This is a genomic window from Marinicrinis lubricantis (assembly GCF_042658665.1).
GTDB lineage: Bacteria > Bacillota > Bacilli > Paenibacillales > KCTC-33676 > Marinicrinis > Marinicrinis lubricantis.
Genome location: NZ_JBHSQV010000167.1, coordinates 20,381 through 41,144 on the forward strand (window position 1 = coordinate 20,381; position 20,764 = coordinate 41,144).

Here is a 20,764-nt window from a genome sequence, read left to right on the forward strand (position 1 = left end):
GTTAGAGTATTCCTTCATTTTGGGCTTTTTTCGCTGCTTGTATGCGATCACGCACATCCATTTTGGAATAAATGTTGGAGATATAGTTTTTCACGGTTCCCTCGGATAAAAACAACTTCTCCGCAATTTCTTTATTGTTGAGTCCGTCAGCAATGCCATGAAGCACTTGAAACTCCCGTTCGCTCAAGCCATAATGGGACGATGCAGAGCTGCCGGAACGATTCACTTTGGAGACCGAGAAGGAAGTATCTTTCGCGTCATCTGGATTTCCTCTCAGTTCATTCACCAGAATTTTCGCGATGTCCTGCGGAATGAGTGTATTGCCTTGGTGGACCCATTTGACACCGGCCGCTAAATCCTTCGGATGAATCGCTTTCAGCAAGTATCCTTCCGCTCCGGCGCTAATCGCGCCAACGACGAAATCGACCTCTTGGAATGTCGTCAAAATAATGACCTTCGTATCCGGCCATCTCGATTTGATTTCTTTTGTTGCATCCACACCGTCCATGACCGGCATATGAATATCCATTAATACGACATCGGGCTGCTGTGCCTCACAGCATTCCACTGCTTTTTTCCCGTTCTCCGCCATCCCAATGACCTGAATATCCGGATCCATGTCCAGTACAATATATAAGCTCTCGCGTATGAGGTCCTGATCATCGACCAGGAGCAGCTTTATCGGTTCCATTTTCATTCATTCCTCTCGGGTAGGTTTGCTCTTCGGTTCGTGAAGCCGGATGAGACGTTTTATATAGGAAAAATGCAGGAGACGATCGTTCCTTGCTGGCCCTTGGAGCTTACATGCAGGGTGCCGTTCAAGGCCTCTAGTCTTTCCTTCATCGCCTTCAGACCGAAGCCGAATACGAGTTGATCCGTTCCTTGGCCATTATCCTCAATAATGACGATTAGTTTGGTCGGCTCAAAGCATAAAGACACTTCGATTCGCGTGGCCAAGCCGTGCTTGATCGCATTCGTTAACGATTCTTGGATACAGCGAATCGCATTGATTTTTATTTGTCTAGGAAGCTCGCAGCATTCACCTTTGATATGAAGATTTACAACCGAATTGGTATGGGCGGCAAATTCACTTACCAATCGGTGCAGGTATTCGATAATGCGTATATCTTCTTCCTCAGGCGCGATTTGATGAATGTTTTGGCGCACTTCTTCGAGTCCGACTCTGGTGACGTTGCGAAGCACCTCCAGCTTTTGTTTGGCCTGCTCCGGATGGCTGTCGATTAAATAATAAATCGCATCCATCCCCATGATGACGGATGTGAACGTATGGCCGACGGTATCATGTAGCTCCCGGGCTAGACGGTTTCTTTCCTCCAGTTTGCTGAGCGCTTCCACTTCCTTAATATATTGCTGAAGCACTTCATTTTGGTAGTTGATGAATTGGAATTGTTCTTTATTTTCCTCTAATATGCTTTTCATTTTATAATTGGACTCTGTAATCCGGGCGAACGAAAATCCAATGCCAAAGATAAGCAGTGTATTGACGAAACTGGCGGGATTGATCCAGAAATCTCCATCCGTAATGACAATGGAATCCAGCATTGGAAAACCAATAAGATATATTGGAAGAACCCACCATAATGTTTTACGATGCGCAATATAGCCTACAATGAGAGTAGGAAGGACGATTAGGCCAACCTCTTCCCGCATTTCAAATAGCATATAAATATGAAAAAATCCGGTCGTCAGCAAAACAGCTAGTGGAAATAAAGCCCGATGGACGTAACCCTGTCTCCAAAAAAAGAGAGGCACAAAATATGAAGCAAAGAGCATGAGAGAAAAAGGAAGCTGAGGCACATAACCGATGGATTCCGGTGTAATGATCAAGAAATATACGCCGAGCAAATGCCAGATCGTATGAATACAAAACAGGCCCCAATCGAGCCAGTACCATTTTCTGCGTTCTACCATATCTGCACCTATGCTTTCAAAATAAATTTTACATAAGCATAGTTTATAAGACTTTTTGCTTAAAGTCATGATGAAATGAGTCACATTGTGAAAATATGACTTAGATATGACTTTTTGCACTAGGATATATCTTCCTAGTCGGATATATTTATGAATGGTTACTCGGAAAGGAGAACGTTGTATGAGCGAACCTATTGTTCAATTGAAAAACGTGACGAAACGGATTGGCAGCAAAACGATCGTGGATCACCTCACCTTTGACATTCCGAAGGGGGAAGTATTTGGATTTCTCGGTCCCAACGGGGCAGGGAAAACGACAACGATTCGTATGATGGTCGGGTTGATGTCCATTACCGAAGGGGAAGTCCTCATTCACGGACACAGCATTCGTACTGAATTTGAGAAGGCAATCAGACATGTGGGTGCCATCGTCGAAAATCCTGAAATGTATAAATTTTTGACAGGATATCAAAATCTGATCCACTACGCTAGAATGATTCCTGGGATTACGAAGCATCGGATCGAAGAAGTTGTGGAGCTCGTCGGTCTGAAAAAACGGATTCACGAAAAGGTCAAAACCTATTCTCTCGGAATGAGGCAAAGACTCGGTGTCGCGCAAGCGCTGCTTCATAAGCCTTCGCTTCTCATATTGGACGAGCCGACGAACGGTCTCGATCCGGCAGGGATTCGCGAACTCCGGGATTATCTTCGCGGGTTAGCCAAGAGCGAGGGAATTTCCGTCTGCGTTTCAAGCCACTTATTATCTGAGATGGAGCTGATGTGCGATCGGGTCGCCATTATTCAACAAGGCAAGCTGATTGATGTGCGTCAAATTCGCGGCGAGAGCACCGAGAACAAGGAGCTGCAGGTCATTTTCGAAATCGATCAAGCCGCTTCATTCGTTGAGAAGCTTGCGCAGACGGATAAGTGGAAGGGAACACAGGTTTCTGATACGCAAGTGGAGCTCAGCTTGGAGAAGGAACAAATTCCGGATTTGAATCGATGGGCTGTAGAGAACGGCTTTAAGGTATATGGTATCCGGGTGGCGACGAAATCGCTGGAAGACCAATTCTTAGAAATCACGGGAAGTGATCAAATTGCTTAATCTGGTTCAAAATGAAAACATGAAAATTTACCGCAGGCCACGGACATGGATTATGTACGCGATATTGGCGGCCTTAACGATTTTGGTTTCTGTGATATTCTACAATGTATCAAATAACGATACGGACTGGAGAACGTCACTGCAAAATGATATAACAGCGAATGAAAGGGCGCTCGAGGAAGCGATGCCTGATTCGGTTAAACAGGAAATTCAAGAGGAAGTCGAGATTGCGAAATACCAACTTGAGCATGGCATTGCGCCGATCGACGATACGCTGTGGGGCGGCGTCCGCAATATGTCCGCATTAATCAGTCTAATTACGATTTTTACGGTCATTATCGCAGCAGACGCTGTAGCAGCCGAATTTACGTGGGGAACCATTAAGCTGCTGCTTATTCGGCCTGTGAACCGCACGAAAATACTATTATCGAAGTTTTTCAGTTCTTTCCTTTTCGCGTTGATGATGCTGGTGTTCTTGTTTGTCATTTCCTTCATCGTGAACGGCTTCTTGTACGGATTTGGCGGGGCGGATACAAACATTGTGACGATGAACACGAGCGGCACGATTGAAGAAGGCAGCGTCATTGCCTACGTCTTAAAATATTACGCCTATTCGCTCGGTTCACTGGTCATGATTGTCACCTTGTCGTTCCTTATCTCATCGGTATTCCGCAGCAGTTCTTTGGCGATCGGTATTTCCATGTTTATTTATTTCGCCGGCACGAGTATTGCGGTATTCCTGTCACGTTACGAGTGGAGCAAGTTTTTCCTGTTCAGCAATATGGACTTGACGCAATATTTGTACGGCGAGCCGTTAGTAGAAGGCATGACGTTAGGATTCTCTCTGCTCGTGCTGCTTGGATATTTCATTCTCTTCAACGCCATATCATGGTATGTCTTCAAAAAGCGGGATGTAGCGGCATAAACCTTCGAAAAGATATGAATAAAAAAATCGGGCATACTCAGCCGGCAGCAGCGGAGATGCCCGATTTTTTTATGAAACGACATGTGGAACGCAGCTTTATCTCTGGAGGCAGAAGATCATAAACCGGCCGCTTGCTGCTCAGGGTTAGAGACAACGGGCGTGTCTTGAGAAATTTGGCTCGAAACATCTGTACCCAGAGCGGCCATATCGCTGCTGCCGGAGAACGTTCCTCCTTCCTCGATGACGATGGATTTGCAGCGTACATTTCCGAAAATTTGGCCCTTCGATGTAATCTTCAGCAGTTCAGCAGCATGGGCATCGCCAGTCAGCTTGCCGGCAACGATGAGATTGCGTGCTCGGATGTTCGAATGCACGTCCCCATTTTCGCCGATAATGACGTCACCCTCGCACTGTATATCTCCTTTCATCTGCCCTTCGATACGTATCGTCGCTTGGGATGTTAAATTCCCTTCGAAACAAGAACCTTCTCCGATCAGTGTGTCGGTCGTGGAAGGATCGATCGATTGTTTTACTTTATTTTTAAACAATGTGATTCCTCCGAATTAGGATGATGAATTCATGTAAGGCGCAGGGTCTACCTTCTCGCCGTTTATTAATACTTCGTAATGAAGATGGGGACCTGTGCTGCGACCAGTCGAGCCGACATAACCGATCTCCTGGCCTTTCGTCACCTGATCTCCTTCTTCGACGAGCATTTTGCTTAAATGCATATACCACGTTTTGATTCCGTTGCCGTGCTTAATTACAATGTTGTAGCCTCTGGCATCATGATAATTTGCCGTTTCAACCGTACCTGCTGCTGCACTGTGGACGGCAGTATCTGTTGTTGCACCAATGTCGATCCCAGAATGGAAGCTGGCAATCCCTGTAAAGGGATCCTTGCGGAAACCATACCGTGAAGTGACCGTTCTTGAACTCACCGGCCAAATCGTTGGGGTGATCTCCTGAAGGTGCTGAAGGGCGACTACTTCCTTCTTCATATCTGAAAGATCCGTATACAGCGCGTCCATCTCGCTTTGTAACGAGAGCAGCGTTTGTTTCGTCGTCGAGGTTAGGGCCGGAGTGTCTTTCTCAAGTAGGGGATAGGGATCCCCTCCGACAAAACGGTTATGTATGTATGGGGAAGAAGATGCGGTCTTTAAAGGATCTGGCTCCGATTCGGCTTCGATCTTTCCTGTCATTCCCCGAAGTTCATCCTCCAACTGTTCAAGCTGTTCCATCTTATCCATGACTTCACCGGTCTGCTCCGATAAGCCGGCAATGTCGGCTTGAAGCTTCCGAATGGTTTGTTCCTTCTCGCCGATCAATTGGGCATAATGCGCTTGCTTCGCTGACAGTTCAGCCTGCAGCTCGTTTTTCACGATATGGTTGTTGGTATACAGCCCAAAGAACAAAGCGCACAATAATAGGAGAAGGATGGCCAAAAACGGTATCGAAACCAGCAGTCGTCTTTGAACGGTGAAACGATGTACAGATTGGTCGGCATCCGGGATGACGACGATTGTCACTCGCTCCGGCTTACGAACGATTTTCATGGCTTCTCCTTTGAAAATGGTTAATTCATTTTTCTTCAAACCTTAATGTGTTCCGATCACTGGAAATATTATTCTTCAGACCCCCAAGAAAATCCTTCCATAGGCCTAAAAGTTGTCGAAAAAAGAAGCTTACATCGAGAGCAAAGCGCATGTATACGAAGTACTGCGATTTGTATATGCTAATGAAATCGTTACATTACCTGCGTTTTTTGGGGGGATTTGCCTGTGTCATGGATTGCATTCCTGCTTATGGTCATTCTCATACAAATGCTGACCATATTGCTGCTGGAATATCGAATGCCATCGAGAGCGGTTGCCTGGATATTCATTCTATATATGACCCCGGTGATCGGTGCCCTTATTTACTATTTCGTAGCAGGGAAATATACAAGACGAAAAACCGTGAGGAGAAAAGGACCTCAGCTGCGGGCTGAGATGAAGCAGGTATGGTATGAACAGATCAAGAGCTTCAAACTCACCTCATCTGACATAACGGATTCACTTACTGCAGAACCGCTTCCGAATAGATTAGGGAGATTGCTGGAGAGTATTCCGGATTCCCCCATTACGATGCGGAACCGGGTGAGAGTGTTGTATAACGGGGCTGAGACCTATGATTCGATTTTGGCTGCGATGGAGGAAGCGCAGGAGCATATACATATCGAATACTATACGATTCGTTCGGATCATGCAGGACAGCGCTTTATCGAAATGATGAAGCGGAAGGCTTCTCAGGGGGTGGAGGTGCGCCTTTTGTGCGATGGTGTCGGGAGCCGCCAGATGAAAAAAGGAGATATCTCTGCTTTAAGAGAAGCGGGAGTATATGTATCGTTTTTTTTACCTCCATGGATTGCACTGCTGGATAAACGGATTAATTATCGAAATCATCGCAAAGTTGTGGTCATTGATAGTCGAATCGGATTTGTCGGCGGAATCAATATCGGGGATGAATATTTGGGGGCGCATCCGAAGCTTGGTTATTGGCGTGATACCCATTTGAAGATTGAAGGCGACGCTGTAAAATCGCTGCAGTATATTTTTTTAAATGATTGGCTGATATCTACCGGTGAAGCGGTCATGCGGCCTGCTTACTTCTCTCATCCAGCGCAGAAGGGTTCTCAATCGGTACAAATCATATTCAGTGGACCGGATACGGAGTGGGATACGATATTGGAGGTATATTTCTCCGCCATTTCGACTGCCCGAAAGTACGTTTGGGTGACGACACCTTATTTTATCCCGGACCCCAGCATATTGATGGCATTGAAAACAGCCGCGCTCAGCGGGGTTGAAGTTAAGATTATTTTTCCGAAGATTCCCGATTCTGTACTTGTTCGTTGGGCAGCGCTGTCTTATTTGGAGGAATTGATGCAGGCAGGCGTGAAGTTCTATCAATATACCCGCGGATTTGTGCATTCGAAATGCATTGTGATCGATGGGAGTATCGCGATGGTCGGTACGGCGAATATGGATATGCGAAGCTTTTTTAGCAATTTTGAAATCAATGCGGTACTGTTTGATGCGGCGACGATCCGCAGGTTGGAAAGCGATTTTCAAGGGGATCTTCTGGACTGCGAGGAAGTGCTTTATGATCGTTTCGTCGCTCGGAGCTTCCCCGATAAAATAAAAGAAGCGGTGGGAAGAATACTCTCACCGCTTCTTTAACCTCTTAACTTTTATGCCTTGAGACGAAGCGAATCACTTCCGACAAGGACTGCTTCGGCACATCATCGATCAGATCCCCGAGCTGGGTCAGCCTTTCTTCTATCGTAAACAAGTTGTACCGCTTGGGATCAAATCCCAATGCTAATTCGTCCCACGCAAGCGGAGTTGAAACCGGTGCACCCGGCTTGGCTCTCGGTGTATAGGGGGAGGCTAATGTTTTACCGTACCAGTGCTGGAGGTAATCCAAGTAAATTTTATCTCCTCGATCTTTCGTCATTCGTTCAATTGTGAATATCCTGGGGTGTTTGGTGACCATAAATTCAGCAATGAATTGACCTAATACCCTTAACTGTTCGAAAGAGGGGCCCTGTTCGATAGGAATGTAGATCTGAATGCCTGTCGCTCCGGATGTTTTCGGGATGGAATGGATCTGCAGCTGTGTCAAGAGTTCTCCGACGAGACAAGCAGCCTCGGCCATGTCGGGACCGTCAGGACTTGTCGGGTCCATGTCAATGATCCACTCTGCGGGCTGCATGGAGTCTACAACATGCAGGGAGGGGTGAAATTCCAAACAAGCTAGATTTCCAAGCCATAATATATCCGCTGGAGACTTTGGAATGACATAGTGCGTGGACTCCAGCTGGCCCGTCTGAATATAATCTGGCTTTGGCTCAGGACAGCTTTTTTGATAAAATGATTTGCCCGTGATGCCGTTCGGATACCGGATGGTGGTCAGATAGCGATTTCCGCAATATTTCAGCAGAAATGGAGAAAGGAACGCTAGCTTTTTCACATAATCCAGCTTGCTGATGTTTTCATCGGGCCAAAGGTATTTATCCGGGTTCGTGACGGGAATATCCGTATCTCCGATCCGTACGGTCAGCTTTTCTTTCACGGGCATCTTCATCCATCCTTTCGCAATAAGCCGAATTTTGGCTGCATTTACTCAGCAAGTCGTGTCACAGTTATTTCCACTTACGGACAGCTTCCGTCTTGGGTTGTGGGATTCAAGTTTCGCGAGCTAGCCGAAAAGTACAGCTGTCCGGCGGAAAGCTGACGAAGGCTTGAATGGTGGGGTGTCTTAAAGTTTGATGCGGGGTCCATTCCAAATACTGGACCTTCACCGTGAGTGCGGGCTTTAACCAGACGGCTCCCTTCCAACGTTCCGGCAGGTTTTCGAACGGTCTGCTTTGCATCTGCAGTGCCGGGACGACCGCCGTAACCTCACGCCAATCTTGTACGGATAATTTGCCGGATCCAGCATGTCCGATATACCAAAAGCGCCCATCGTCGTCATACAGGCCAAGGATCAGCGAATTGACGGTTTTTCCCCGAAACGTCACGCCGCCGACGGCAGCATTCAAATCTTTAAATACTTTCTTCTTCTGCCAGCGCTGATCTTTGCCGCCAATGGAATAGCTGCTGGACAAGTCCTTTAAGACGATTCCTTCCATCTGATGCTGCCTCATGACCTCAAGCAGATTCTCGGATTCAGGGTAGTTGTCAACCAACTGTACCGCCATGGAAGGCGTAATGATTTTACGCAGCAGATGCTGTCGCATTTCGAGCGATTTCTCTAGCACCCAATCTCCATCGCAATAGAGAATATCGAAGATCATATACGTAATCGGAATTTGTTTAACCGCCCGCTCGATATTTTGCTGCTTCTTGATGCCGTCCCGGCGCATGACCTGATAGAACGAAGGTCTTCCTTCATCAAGTGCGATAATTTCTCCATCCAAAATGACGGATTTAGCACTGCAGTAGGCGGAAATATTCGTTAGTTCAGGGTACTGGCTTGTCCGTTCATTCAGCCTCCGATTGATGAGCTTTACTTCATTGCCGTCATAATACGTCAGCATGCGGACGCCATCCCACTTGATTTGAGAGATCCAAGTGCTTCCTCTCGGCATATCGTCTGTGACGATCGGTTCAAAAGGCAGGATTGGTTTGAATTCTATTGTTCATCCCTCCGCTACTAAAGTCGATCATTTTCTCGCTCCAACAATTTACAGAATCCAAAAACTGTTATACTCAAAATTCACATGGTACAGCATTTCAAAGAATTTAAAAGGTCTAATTGCAAAACAACCGGATTTCGGTCACTTTTTATCGTTCGCCAAACCTTCCATCGTCGTGTATAATCTCAAAATGTGTGAAACGGACCCAGCTGTTATGAGAGAGAACAGCTAAACAAAAAAAAGAAATAGTGAATAGGGGGAAATAGTTTGTCATTATCATTAACAAAAAATTGGTTTTCTAATACGCGGGCGGATCTTTTGGCGGGCATAACAGTCGCTTTTGCTCTCATTCCCGAAGCGATTGCTTTCTCGATTATCGCCGGCGTTGATCCAATGGTCGGTTTGTATGCTTCGTTTTGGATTGCTGTTATTATTGCTTTTGCCGGAGGCCGTCCGGCGATGATTTCGGCGGCGACGGGGGCCATGGCGCTGGTCGTTGTCAGCTTGGTCAAGGATCATGGTGTGGAGTACTTGTTCGCAGCAACCATTTTGACGGGGATCATTCAAGTCATTCTAGGCTTTCTCAAAGTGGGCCGGTTGATTACGTTCGTTCCGCATTCCGTTATGACAGGATTCGTGAATGCGCTGGCGATTCTCATCTTTACGGCCCAGCTCCCGCATTTTGAAGGGCAAAACTGGCAGATGTATGTATTGGTTGCGATTACGCTGCTCATTATTATTTTCCTTCCTAGGCTGACGAAGGCGATCCCTTCGGCGCTGGCAGCCATTTTTGTGGTTTATATCTTAACTTGGTTGCTCGGATGGGATGTCATGACCGTGGGCAGCATGGGGAATATTGCTAGCGAATTGCCGGTGTTCCATTTGCCGGATATTCCTCTGAACTTCGAAACATTGAAAATTATTTTTCCGTATTCGTTGTCACTCGCCGTCGTTGGCTTGCTTGAATCATTATTGACGGCAACCATTGTCGATGAAATGACGGATACGAAAAGCGATAAAAATCGTGAAGTCAAAGGTCAAGGAATTGCCAATTTCGTAACCGGATTTTTCGGCGGCATGGCTGGATGTGCGATGATTGGTCAATCAGTCATCAACGTCAGCTCTGGTGCCAGAACGCGCTTATCGACCTTGGTGGCGGGATCGTTTCTTTTGTTCTTGATCATAGCGGCAAGTCCGATAGTGAAGGAAATCCCAATGGCTGCACTGGTCGGGGTAATGTTCATGGTATCTGTCGGTACGTTTGATTGGGGATCGTTAAAATCGATCGTTCGGGTTCCACGTGCGGACACACTCGTCATGATCGTAACCGTTGGAATCGTCGTTGCCACACACGATTTGTCCAAAGGCGTGCTTGCGGGTGTCGTGCTTAGCGCTGTGATCTTCGCTTGGAAGATGGCGAGAATCTCTTTAACGGCGAAAACCGAAGGCAACGGGATCAAAACGTATGAAGTAAAGGGCCAAATGTTCTTCGGTACCATGTCCCATTTTGTAAATGGATTTGAAGTTGACAAGGATCCCGAACGGATTCGAATCGATTTTAGCCATTCACACTTATGGGATCAGTCAGCGGTCGTTGGTGTGGCTAAAGTGAAAGCTAAATATGAGCAGGCTGGCAAGCATGTAGAAGTACTCGGTCTCAATGAAGAAAGTCAGATGCTAGTCGATAAAGTCGGGTACACGGTATCCGGTCATTAACAGAAGAAGGCTCACCGGCCGAACGGTGAGCCTTTTTTTCATGCGTTCAGCATGATGTTAGACGGTTTCTTTGACTTTTTCCTTTGTTTTCTTTTTGGTCGTCTTCGTTTTTGCCGCCGGCTTCTCCTTCTCGTTCTTCGGCTTAACCGCTTCTAGACTGGCCTGCAGTGCGGCCATCAGATCAATAACATTGGCCGTAGGCTGCTGAGGTGTAACTTTGACCTCTTCGCCTGCCACTTTCTTCTGAATGAGCTCTAGCAGGTTCTCACGATAATCATCGGTGTATTTTGTCGGGTCGAATGGTACGGATAATTGGTCGATCAGCATCTGAGCCATTTCAAGCTCTTTTTCGCTCACCTTTACATTTTCCGGCAAATTCGGCACTTGCTGAACGGCACGAACCTCATCCGGGTAAAATATTGTTTCCATACATAAGCAGCCGTTGTATACCCGAATCGCGGCAAGGGATGACTTGGAACGAATCGTGACTTTGGCGATGCCGATTTTACCGGAGTTCTTCATCGCCACCATTAACAGGCTGTAAGCATTCGCTCCTGTATCGCCTGGGGCAAGGTAGTATGTTTTTTGAAAATAAATAGGATCGATTTCCTCAAGATCAACAAAGTCGACAATTTTAATTTCTTTCGTTTTTTCTCCTCCGAGCGTGTCCAATTCCTCTTTGTCAAATAAAACGAAGCTGCCTTTCTCATATTCATATCCACGAGCAATCTCTTCCCACTCTACATCGCTCTCGCAATGCAGACACTGTCTTACATATGAGATCGGTGTACCGCATTTGGTATGAATATATCGCATGGAAATATCTTTATCCTCCGTCGCAGCGAACATCCGAATGGGGACATTAACTAATCCGAAGCTGATCGCTCCCTTCCAAAGGGTGTGCATCGGCCATTCCTCCTCAGAATACATATTAAGGTTAGTATTCACTAATCAGGGCACCGATAACCCTGTCCTCGTGCATTCTCTTTCAGAACATGATCGTAAAAAAGCCTTTCGCATTAGGCGCGAAAGGCTTTTGTGTTTCATACTGAAACGATGTTTAATTCAAAATAATGACGAAGATCTCGAATTCACCAATTCCCTCTAAGGTAAGTGGTATCGCCAGCGCGTTTTGTGCAGACAAGTCACCACGATCCTGATCCTGAACAATCTTAGGGGGCGTAATATCGATTTGGATACCTTCGTTGTACAGCAAGCTGCTGGCATTGCCGCTGATCATATTGCCTAATTCTGCGATAGCGCTCTGACTCATCTCGTCAAATTCCGTAATCGCATAACCGCCCATCATGCCGGACACGATCTTGAGTGCAACTTGCTCTGGGAAGCCAAACACAATATCGCCTTTCAATTGGCCGAAAATGCTGATTTTTAGCCAGACATATTCACCGCTGAATTCGATATTTTTGATCGTGAGTTCTCCTCTCATTGGACGAACCGCTACCATTTGCTCGAGTACTTGTGTAGCGGATTGCAGGAAAGGATTAATATGCTGGGCTTGTTGCAAGCTTATCACTCCCGGGTCACGGACCAACCACCTATTTGTTCCTGGATCAATGTTATGATCTGATATGTATGAAAAAAAAGTTATGATATATAGGCAGAATGGCGTGATTTTTTTCTATTATAACATAGGTATATGGAAGTGATAAATATAAATTTAAGCGATTTCGACATGATTTGACTATAGATTCAAGATTAAAACTAGGACAAAGGAGGGAAACTACATCAGTCGCAAGCATAACTGATTGGATTTAGAAAGGAGGAGAGCAGTCATGTCAGACGGCTTAAATCAAGGCAGAGAAGACGAGTTTATGGATATTGACCGTATGGTGAACGAAGGATTAGGCGGAGGAAACGTGACGATGGATAACGGTTTAATCGAAAATACGACAACGGATACGATGGATGGACCGGAATCCATCTTGGAGCAAATCAATCGTTCCCATTGGGTTCCCAAAGATGAACAATAAGTTTGTAATGAAAGGATGATTTGCTGGTGCAGGCAGAAAGAGCAGTCCAAATTTTGCAGAGTCCCGACAATATAGGGGTTCAATTAGAAGGCCAATCCGTATGGATAGACAGTGTGGATTTGGAGACGGGTGAAGCTACAGTACATAGAACGGACAGCCCGGAACATTCGCAGGTCGTTCCTGCATCGCAGTTAAAGGAAGTCCATTAATCGAATGGAAGCCCTTGGGGAGAACGAAAATCTGTTCTTTCTCAAGGGTATTATTTTTGAGTCCTTCATGTTGCTTGCATTCCTGACGATGGATATAATAAGTAACAATGCAAAGCAATGTGAGGAATGGGGAATGACCATGAGCCGATATGAATTTATGGCGAGGAATCAGGACGATACGGAACATTTAGCACGGGCACTTGCCGAGCGGCTGCCATCCGGTTCTGTGGTGGCTTTAGACGGAGACTTGGGAGCCGGCAAAACGACATTCTCCAAAGCCTTCGGCAAAGCTATGGGAGTTGAGGGAATTATCAATAGTCCTACTTTTACGATTATTAAGGAGTACGAAGGAAGAACTCGTCCGTTCTTTCATATGGACGTATATCGGATTTCCCCAGCCGAAGCGGAGGATCTCGGGTTGGATGAATATTTTTATGGTGAAGGCATTACGCTCGTGGAATGGGCAAAGCTGATTGAGGAGCTGCTTCCTGAGGAACGGCTGCATATTACGATTGAACATGGTGAAGGCGACCAAAGGCAGTTTCGCATGGAACCGGTGGGTAAACGTTATGAGGAAGTCTGCGCGCAACTAGAGGATTTGGAAGGATGGAAGTTATGAGTAACGTATCAGATTCGAAAATTCTTGCAATGGATACGTCGACCGGAACGATGACGGTTTGCTTGCTGGAAGGAGACCAAGCAGCAGCATCGGTCCAAATCCAAGCGATTCGAAATCATTCCATACAGTTAGTTCCGACGATTCAGCAGCTGCTAACGGATACGGGATGGTCGATGAAGCAGTTGAATGCCGTAGCGGTGGGCAGCGGTCCCGGGTCCTACACGGGCATTCGGATCGGTGCAACCGTAGCCAAGACGATGGCTTGGGCATTGAAGCTTCCGGTCATCGGGGTCTCTAGTTTAGCTGCGATGGCCGCTCCTTTTTTTAAGGAGGAGCAGAAAGGCTGGGTTGTTCCGTTAATGGACGGTAGACGCGGACAAGCTTATACCGCGCTCTATGAAGCGGCGGTCCCAGAAGGCAGCGAGACGGATGGAATTCGGCCCGTGAACGATTGGCTGGATTATCTTCAGGAGCGCTTGGAACAAGAGGATCGGAAGCCTGCATGGATCAGGTTCGTCGGTGAAACGAAGCTGTTTATAGATTTGATTCAGCAGTTTCAAAGCAGGATCACAGCCGGAACTCAAGTATGGGTAGAGGAAAGTCATATGGACGCCTATTACGTCGGCCTTTTAGCATCGAAAGTATGGAGTCAGGGGAAGACGGGAGAAGTTCATTCCTTTGTACCGAATTATACCCAATTAGCGGAGGCGGAACAAAAGCTGCTGGCTAAAAAAGCTCAGGAGGATTCCTAATATGTTAGCTGCTATGCCGGAGGAACAACAGGTTGGGATTCGTAAAATGAAGCTGGAAGATATCCCCGTCATCTGTGAAATAGAACAGGAGTGTTTTACAGCACCTTGGAGCGCGGAAGCATTTCATCATGAATTAATTCAAAATCATTTCGCCCATTATTATATTTTAGAAGTGAACGGAGCTATCGCAGGCTATGGCGGAATGTGGATCATTATGGATGAAGCTCATGTCACCAATATCGCCGTTCGCGGCAAGTACCGCGGAAAAGGCTGTGGTGAATTGCTGCTCCGCAAGCTTCAACAATCCGCTGTAGCTTTGGGTTCCGTACGAATGACGCTCGAAGTCCGAGTGTCGAATGAAGTGGCGCAAAATCTATATCGGAAATTAGGTTTCAGGGAAGCGGGCATTCGTAAAAACTATTATTCTGACAATCAAGAGGACGCTCTCATCATGTGGGCGGAATTGAATATACAGGGATCGTGAAAAACCAATGAAAAATAATTCAGTGAATATATTGGCCATCGAAACGAGCTGCGATGAAACTGCAGCAGCGGTCATCGCGGACGGAAAAGTCATTTTATCCAACGTCGTTTCAAGTCAAATCAAAACACATCAGCAATATGGCGGGGTCGTACCAGAAATTGCTTCTCGCAAGCATGTGGAAAGTATCACCTATATTGTGGAGCAGGCGCTGGAGAAGGCGAATGTATCGCTGCAGGACTTGTCTGCCGTTGCAGTAACGCAGGGTCCGGGGCTTGTCGGATCCCTGCTCGTGGGTCTCGTTGCAGCGAAGGGGCTTGCTTGTGCAGCCGAGCTTCCTTTTATCGGTGTCCATCATATTGCCGGACATATTTATGCGAATGAGCTGGAGCATACGTTACAATATCCGCTCATTGCCCTCGTTGTCTCTGGCGGCCATACGGAGCTCGTTTATATGAAGGAACGGGGTTCGTTTGAAATTATCGGCCAAACACGGGATGACGCGGTGGGAGAAGCCTATGATAAGGTCGCGAGGGCGCTGAGCCTTCCTTATCCAGGCGGCCCGCATATCGACCGTATGGCTGGTGATGCGGACGGAACGATTCATCTTCCAAGAGCGTGGCTTGAGCCGGACTCGTACGATTTCAGCTTTAGCGGGCTTAAATCCGCCGTGTTGTCGGTGCTCAATCAAGCGAAAATGAAAGGAACCGATTTGAATCCGGCGCATCTTGCGCATGGATTTCAGGATTCGGTGATTGATGTACTTAGCGAGAAGGCACTTAAGGCTGTACGGCAGTATGGTGCAAAGCAGCTGCTGCTGGCTGGAGGCGTAGCCGCGAATCGTGGACTTCGTCAGCAGCTGTCTGCAAAGTGTGAGGAGCAGGGGATTCCTTTGCTCTATCCATCGATGTCTCTATGCACCGACAATGCAGCCATGATCGGAGCTGCAGCGTTTCTAAAATGGGAAAAGCAGCAGTTCAGCTCATTGGACTTGAAGGCAGAGCCGCTCCTTTCTTTAGAGAAATGGGGAGCACGCTAAACGGCTTATGTCACCTTTGTAATAGATAATGTCGTATTCTTAAAACTGCACCCCCAACGGTTAGTTTGTGTCTAACTATTGGGGGTGCAGTTCGTTTCCCAAGCGTTATTTTATGTTGAGCGGAATGAGGAATTTATGCAAGGATATAGATTACTGTTTTGTGTATAACTTGACTCGTTATCCACATATTTCAGAATATGCTGTGAATAAAAGATATCCACAGGATATGTGAGTACTGTGAATAACTAACTTAGATCCGCGCCCATACATGCCTCTACCTGTGTAAAACAATTGAATAACTATCGAATAACTTTTTATGTCCGATTGTGGATATTGTGGATAGTGTGAATAACTTTCTGGATAAATCGATTTTCTATGATTTAATTGAAGGCATGATCTAAACTCGATGGACTCGACGGAAGTATGCTGATCGATGGAACTGGAAAGGATGGATAAGACGCGAAATGTACGTTGGGGAAGTGATCGATATCAAAGCGTTTATCCGAATCAAGGTTTTCATCGTTTGGATTCTTTACATTCTATTCACACTCACGATTCCATACCAAGCTATGGCTGAAGAAGTTATCCACAATACGGGTTCAGGTATATCCATGGGGAAGAAGACCATCTGGATCGTTTCTGTGCCTGGATTGTCCTTTTTGGAGATACACCCGGACCGTCTGAGATCTTATCCACATCTAGAGCAGCTGTTCACGTCTGGTGCGATTGGGGGAGTAAACGTACGCACACCGGAACGGGGCGTGGAAGACAGTTATTTGACAATGGGAGCGGGCCATTCGGTAATCGCTCGCTCCACTTTTTCCTTCTATATGCAGGACGAACCTATGGATTATGGATTTACAGCGAGCAGCTATTATGAAATGATGACGGGTTCGATACCGAGAGGGAAGATGATTTTACCATCGCTCCCTGCACTCCTTTCCTCCAATCGGGCTTCCTTGTACGAAGGCAGGCCCGGTTTGTTAGGTAATGTGCTTGCCGCAAATGGAGTGGATGTGTATGTTTACGGGAATCGAGATCAGGGCCTTGCAGCCAATGAAGGTTTGGCCTTACGGCAAGCTCCGATGATGGTGATGAATGACCGGGGAGAAGTAGATGGCGGCAATATCGGTACGGAAACCTTGAAAACGAATGTGAGCAGGCCGTTTGGGCTGCAGACGAATATTGAAACGATATGGAATATGATCGATCAAGAAGTCATGGAGGGTGCAAGCAATCGATCACAAGTGGTGATGATCGAGTTGGGAGATTTAGATCGTCTATACGCGTGGAAGTCGCAATATGACGAAGAGCAGTTTTCTATCGTAAAGCATCAGATTATGAAGGAAATCGATGAATTCATCGCGGAGCTGATGCTTCGTATGGAGTCAGAGGATCAGTTATGGCTGATTTCACCCTTGCCGCACAGTACAGCGATCAGGCAAAAATATTTACTTGTCCCGCTTGCTTTGTATGGTAAAAGTATACAACCCGGTCTGCTAACCTCTGAAACGACACGAAGAGACGGCATGATATCAAACTATGACATCGCTCCGACATTGTTAATGGCATTAAATATTGACGACAATAATCGATGGATTGGGACACCAGCTGCAGTCGTGCCGGAAAACGGCCATTTTAGGCAGCTATCTGAAGAGATCAAAGGAGCGGCCGATGTTTACCGAATGAGACCGAAACAGCTTTATCCGTTCGTTACCTATGAAGTAACGGTGATGCTGATCGCTTTCGTTCTCATCTTGAACAAGAGGACCGCTTATCGAAAATGGAAGATGTTCTTTCTTTACAGCTTGCTGACGGCACCGGTTTGTATGCTGTGGGAAGGATGGTTTTATAAGCAAGGAGAAGATGTGATGGGCATTCTACTCATTGCGATGACGCTGCTCAGTGCTGCCTTATGGACGAGTGCTCCTTTTTATATCGGGCTGGCAGGAGTATCCGGTACAACCCTCTTCTTCCTATTATTTGATGGTTTTACAGGGGCGCATGCGATCCAGCATTCGGTACTAGGATACGATGCGATGATTGGTGCCCGGTATTACGGAATTGGCAATGAATATATGGGGGTGCTGATCGGCTCGGCCGTTTTATGTACGACAGCGCTTCTTCAATTTATGACAGAAAAACATAAAAAGGGGAAAAGTATTGCCATTCTGACTGCCGCAATCTATGTCATCCTCTTAATATACTTAGTGCTGCCGAATTTCGGGACGAATGCCGGTGGAGCGATCACTGCCGCAGTCACCTTTATTGTCGCTTGGCAGCGAATGGCTCGGCCGCAGCCGGGCATGATGAGGTGGAGATCACTGGCGCTCTGGTTATCTGCGGGAGCAGCCGCGGCATTGATTCTGCTGTGGTTAGCCAATCAGCTTTTATCCATATCGGAGCAAAGTCATATTGGAAAAGCGATGACGCAGATCGAGTCAGGGAATATCGGTTATATTTCCAAACTGATCCTGCGTAAAATCCAAATGAATCTCCACTTATTAGGGGTGTCATCCTGGAGCAAGGTACTTGTTGCAAGCGTGTTGATTGTTCCATTGCTGCTGCTGCGGCCGAAAGGGAAACTGAAACAATGGCAGCACCGGTATCCTTACTTGATGGGAGGATTTACAGCAACTGCGATTGGCTCGGTCATCGCGCTGCTTGTGAACGATTCCGGCATTGTAGCAGCAGCGACAATGATTGTTTTCGCAGCCGTTCCGATGCTGATGCTGAAATTTTACGAGGACAGTGCCTCCCATTGTTCATAGAGCTTCTCAAGCTGCTTTTTATGCGTTTCCAGCTGATCATTCGTTTCCTGCAGCTTGATATAATCGGCCGCCAGATCCGGGTCAGATAAAGTGTTTTCTATATTTGCGATGATGCCCTCCAGTTCGCTTATATCCTCTTCGAGCTTTTCAATTTTTCTTTGGCGGATTCGCTCTTCCTTCTTTTGCTGTTTGGATTGCTCATAATTTGTTGTCTCCTGCGTTCGGTCTGCGGAATGAGGCGGATTGTCGGTTGCTGGCTGTTCAAGTTCCGACAGTTCGCGTTTCTTTTCCATGTAGTCGTCATAATTTCCCAGGAAATGTTGTATGCCGTCTGAGGAAAGTTCGACAACTCTTTCCGCCATTTTATTCAAAAAATAGCGGTCATGAGAGATAAACAATACCGTCCCTTCGTAATCCATTAGAGCGGATTCTAATATTTCTTTGCTGAACAAATCAAGATGGTTGGTCGGCTCATCGAGAATTAATACGTTGGCTCTGAGAAGCATGAGTTTTGCCAAACAGACTCTTGCTTTCTCGCCGCCGCTTAAATCCTTAATTCTTTTAAGGACATCGTCTCCACTGAAGAGGAAATTTCCAAGCACAGTTCGAATTGTCAGCTCGTCCAAGTGTGGATACGTGCTCCATAGTTCCTCCAGAATCGTATTTTGCAGGTTTAAGTCTTCCTGTTCCTGATCGTAATAGCCTAACTTGACGTTCGATCCCCAATGAACATTTCCGTGCGTTGGTACATATTGTCCGGTTAAAATATGGAGCAGTGTCGATTTGCCTGTACCGTTAGGTCCGACCAACGCAACCATCTCGCCGCGATTGAGTGCGAAAGTAACGTTGTCGAACAACAATGTACCTTCGGTGTAGCCGAATCCGAGCTGATCGACTTTAAGGACTTCCTGTCCCGTCATCTTCTCGATTTCGAAAGTAAAATGTGCTTTTTTCAGCTCGCCTCCCGGCCGATCCAACCGCTCCATTCGCTCGAGAGCCTTTCTGCGGCTTTGGGCTCTTTTGGTGGTGGATGCTCGTGCCAAATTTTTGCGAACGAAATCTTCCAGCTTGGCAATCTCCCCCTGCTGCTGTTCGTACTGCTTCAGGGCAGTCTCGTAATCAGCCTGTTTAAGCTCTAAGTATTTCGAATAATTGCCGGTATATCTTTTCGCTTGGTGTCTTTCAATTTCGTAGATGGTGTCGACCAAAGCATCGAGGAAATAACGGTCATGAGAAACGACAAGAATAGCCCCTGAATAATGTCGTAAATAATCCTCAAGCCAAGTCAGCGTGTCGATATCCAAATAGTTGGTAGGTTCGTCGAGCATCAACAGGTCCGGCTCCTGCAGCAGCAATTTACATAAAGCGAGGCGGGTCTTCTGGCCGCCGCTCAAATAATGAATCGGCGTGTCGAATGGGATATCGCCGAAACCCATGCCATGCAGTAATCCGCGTACTTTGGCTTCAATTTCATATCCGTGATGCAGTCTGAAATATTCCGCTTTTTCATCATATTTTTGCAGCAGCGCTTCGTATTGGTCCTGTTCTCCAGCCGCTGCTTTTTCGGATATTTTCTGTTCCAGTGCTCTCATCGATTGCTCAACGTCAAGCAGACGGCGAAAAACCTCCATCATCTCGTCCCAGATGCTGCGTTGTGTTTCCAGCCCCGAGTTTTGAGCTAAGTAGCCGAGAACCATATCTTTCGGTTTATGAATTTCCCCGCTGTCAGGTGTTAAGACGCCGGCTAAAATTTTCATGAGAGTCGATTTGCCGGCACCGTTGACGCCGACGAGCCCGATGCGTTCTTTTTCCTGAATCTGAAAATATATATTGGTTAGAATCGGTTCGGTTCCATAGCTTTTATGAATTCCTGTTGCTTGAAGCAGCATGATTGTTCCTCCTGTCCAGCCAGTTCAACATTAAGTTTAACGGAAGGCGCGGGTAAAGAAAAGCAGGACCTGTCAGCATGATTGGAAGAATTTATAGGTCCAATCTGAAAACGATTCCATTGTATAATGGAAATAAAGCTGCGGCAGATCCTT

The 20,764-nt window shown here is 46.6% G+C and carries 20 protein-coding genes; 11 read left to right on the top strand and 9 right to left on the bottom strand.

Going from position 1 to position 20,764, the window contains the following annotated elements:
* Window position 1: 1 nt before the first annotated feature.
* On the bottom strand, window positions 2-691 hold the full coding sequence (locus ACFPXP_RS14510) for a response regulator (protein ID WP_379895028.1): 690 nt from the start codon (window positions 689-691) through the stop codon (window positions 2-4).
* A gap of 59 nt (window positions 692-750) precedes the next feature.
* Window positions 751-1,932 (bottom strand): sensor histidine kinase, encoded by a 1,182-nt coding sequence (locus ACFPXP_RS14515; protein ID WP_379895029.1) that lies wholly within the window; start codon window positions 1,930-1,932, stop codon window positions 751-753.
* A 181-nt stretch (window positions 1,933-2,113) separates the two neighbouring features.
* On the opposite strand from ACFPXP_RS14515, the gene ACFPXP_RS14520 reads away from it, so the two are divergent.
* Both ACFPXP_RS14520 and ACFPXP_RS14525 read left to right on the top strand, forming a co-directional pair.
* Window positions 2,114-3,037 carry an ABC transporter ATP-binding protein gene (locus ACFPXP_RS14520; protein WP_379895030.1) on the top strand — a complete coding sequence of 308 codons (924 nt, stop codon included), beginning with the start codon at window positions 2,114-2,116 and terminating at the stop codon, window positions 3,035-3,037.
* On the top strand, window positions 3,030-3,962 hold the full coding sequence (locus ACFPXP_RS14525; protein ID WP_379895031.1) for an ABC transporter permease: 933 nt from the start codon (window positions 3,030-3,032) through the stop codon (window positions 3,960-3,962). The genes ACFPXP_RS14520 and ACFPXP_RS14525 overlap by 8 nt, the downstream gene beginning before the upstream one ends.
* Window positions 3,963-4,078: 116 nt before the next feature.
* Here ACFPXP_RS14525 and ACFPXP_RS14530 read toward each other — a convergent pair whose 3' ends face one another.
* Together ACFPXP_RS14530 and ACFPXP_RS14535 are read right to left on the bottom strand one after the other, a co-directional pair.
* A complete protein-coding gene (locus tag ACFPXP_RS14530) occupies window positions 4,079-4,510 on the bottom strand; it encodes a bactofilin family protein (RefSeq protein WP_379895032.1) in 432 nt (143 codons plus the stop codon).
* Between the two features lie 15 nt (window positions 4,511-4,525).
* The gene (locus ACFPXP_RS14535) at window positions 4,526-5,518 is read right to left on the bottom strand and encodes a peptidoglycan DD-metalloendopeptidase family protein (RefSeq protein WP_379895033.1); all 993 of its coding nucleotides are present in this window, start codon (window positions 5,516-5,518) and stop codon (window positions 4,526-4,528) included.
* Window positions 5,519-5,743: 225 nt separating this feature from the next.
* Between ACFPXP_RS14535 and cls the strand changes: the two genes are divergently transcribed.
* Window positions 5,744-7,183, top strand: a complete 1,440-nt coding sequence (gene cls, locus ACFPXP_RS14540) for a cardiolipin synthase (RefSeq protein ID WP_379895034.1) — start codon at window positions 5,744-5,746, stop codon at window positions 7,181-7,183.
* 4 nt (window positions 7,184-7,187) lie between these two features.
* Here the strand turns inward: cls and ligD are convergent, their stop codons facing one another.
* Window positions 7,188-8,090, bottom strand: a complete 903-nt coding sequence (ligD, locus tag ACFPXP_RS14545; protein ID WP_379895035.1) for a non-homologous end-joining DNA ligase — start codon at window positions 8,088-8,090, stop codon at window positions 7,188-7,190.
* Window positions 8,091-8,190: 100 nt separating this feature from the next.
* Window positions 8,191-9,144 carry an ATP-dependent DNA ligase gene (locus ACFPXP_RS14550; protein ID WP_379895053.1) on the bottom strand — a complete coding sequence of 318 codons (954 nt, stop codon included), beginning with the start codon at window positions 9,142-9,144 and terminating at the stop codon, window positions 8,191-8,193.
* A gap of 267 nt (window positions 9,145-9,411) precedes the next feature.
* Between ACFPXP_RS14550 and ACFPXP_RS14555 the strand changes: the two genes are divergently transcribed.
* Window positions 9,412-10,860, top strand: a complete 1,449-nt coding sequence (locus ACFPXP_RS14555; protein WP_379895036.1) for a SulP family inorganic anion transporter — start codon at window positions 9,412-9,414, stop codon at window positions 10,858-10,860.
* A 57-nt stretch (window positions 10,861-10,917) separates the two neighbouring features.
* On the opposite strand, the gene ku is transcribed toward ACFPXP_RS14555, so the two are convergent.
* Together ku and ACFPXP_RS14565 are read right to left on the bottom strand one after the other, a co-directional pair.
* Entirely contained in the window at window positions 10,918-11,766 is an 849-nt protein-coding gene (gene ku, locus ACFPXP_RS14560) for a non-homologous end joining protein Ku (RefSeq protein ID WP_379895037.1), read from the bottom strand.
* A gap of 154 nt (window positions 11,767-11,920) precedes the next feature.
* Window positions 11,921-12,325: a chemotaxis protein CheX gene (locus tag ACFPXP_RS14565; protein ID WP_379895054.1), complete on the bottom strand. Its 405-nt coding sequence runs from the start codon at window positions 12,323-12,325 to the stop codon at window positions 11,921-11,923.
* A 328-nt stretch (window positions 12,326-12,653) separates the two neighbouring features.
* Between ACFPXP_RS14565 and ACFPXP_RS14570 the strand changes: the two genes are divergently transcribed.
* The 7 genes from ACFPXP_RS14570 (at window position 12,654) to ACFPXP_RS14600 (ending at window position 18,722) form a co-directional block, all read left to right on the top strand.
* Window positions 12,654-12,851 carry a hypothetical protein gene (locus ACFPXP_RS14570; protein ID WP_379895038.1) on the top strand — a complete coding sequence of 66 codons (198 nt, stop codon included), beginning with the start codon at window positions 12,654-12,656 and terminating at the stop codon, window positions 12,849-12,851.
* A gap of 26 nt (window positions 12,852-12,877) precedes the next feature.
* Window positions 12,878-13,060, top strand: coding sequence for an H-type small acid-soluble spore protein (locus ACFPXP_RS14575; RefSeq protein ID WP_379895039.1), 183 nt, complete (start codon window positions 12,878-12,880; stop codon window positions 13,058-13,060).
* A gap of 139 nt (window positions 13,061-13,199) precedes the next feature.
* A complete protein-coding gene (gene tsaE, locus ACFPXP_RS14580) occupies window positions 13,200-13,679 on the top strand; it encodes a tRNA (adenosine(37)-N6)-threonylcarbamoyltransferase complex ATPase subunit type 1 TsaE (protein WP_379895040.1) in 480 nt (159 codons plus the stop codon).
* Window positions 13,676-14,431 carry a tRNA (adenosine(37)-N6)-threonylcarbamoyltransferase complex dimerization subunit type 1 TsaB gene (gene tsaB / locus ACFPXP_RS14585; protein WP_379895041.1) on the top strand — a complete coding sequence of 252 codons (756 nt, stop codon included), beginning with the start codon at window positions 13,676-13,678 and terminating at the stop codon, window positions 14,429-14,431. The genes tsaE and tsaB overlap by 4 nt, the downstream gene beginning before the upstream one ends.
* Before the next feature lies 1 nt (window position 14,432).
* Window positions 14,433-14,915 (top strand): ribosomal protein S18-alanine N-acetyltransferase, encoded by a 483-nt coding sequence (gene rimI, locus ACFPXP_RS14590; RefSeq protein ID WP_379895042.1) that lies wholly within the window; start codon window positions 14,433-14,435, stop codon window positions 14,913-14,915.
* Between the two features lie 7 nt (window positions 14,916-14,922).
* Window positions 14,923-15,951: a tRNA (adenosine(37)-N6)-threonylcarbamoyltransferase complex transferase subunit TsaD gene (tsaD, locus tag ACFPXP_RS14595; RefSeq protein WP_379895043.1), complete on the top strand. Its 1,029-nt coding sequence runs from the start codon at window positions 14,923-14,925 to the stop codon at window positions 15,949-15,951.
* A gap of 464 nt (window positions 15,952-16,415) precedes the next feature.
* A complete protein-coding gene (locus ACFPXP_RS14600; RefSeq protein ID WP_379895044.1) occupies window positions 16,416-18,722 on the top strand; it encodes a hypothetical protein in 2,307 nt (768 codons plus the stop codon).
* Here ACFPXP_RS14600 and ACFPXP_RS14605 read toward each other — a convergent pair.
* Complete coding sequence (locus ACFPXP_RS14605; RefSeq protein ID WP_379895045.1) at window positions 18,692-20,611, bottom strand: ABC-F family ATP-binding cassette domain-containing protein; 1,920 nt, start codon at window positions 20,609-20,611, stop codon at window positions 18,692-18,694. The two genes, ACFPXP_RS14600 and ACFPXP_RS14605, sit on opposite strands and share 31 nt — an antisense overlap.
* Window positions 20,612-20,764 lie beyond the last annotated feature (153 nt).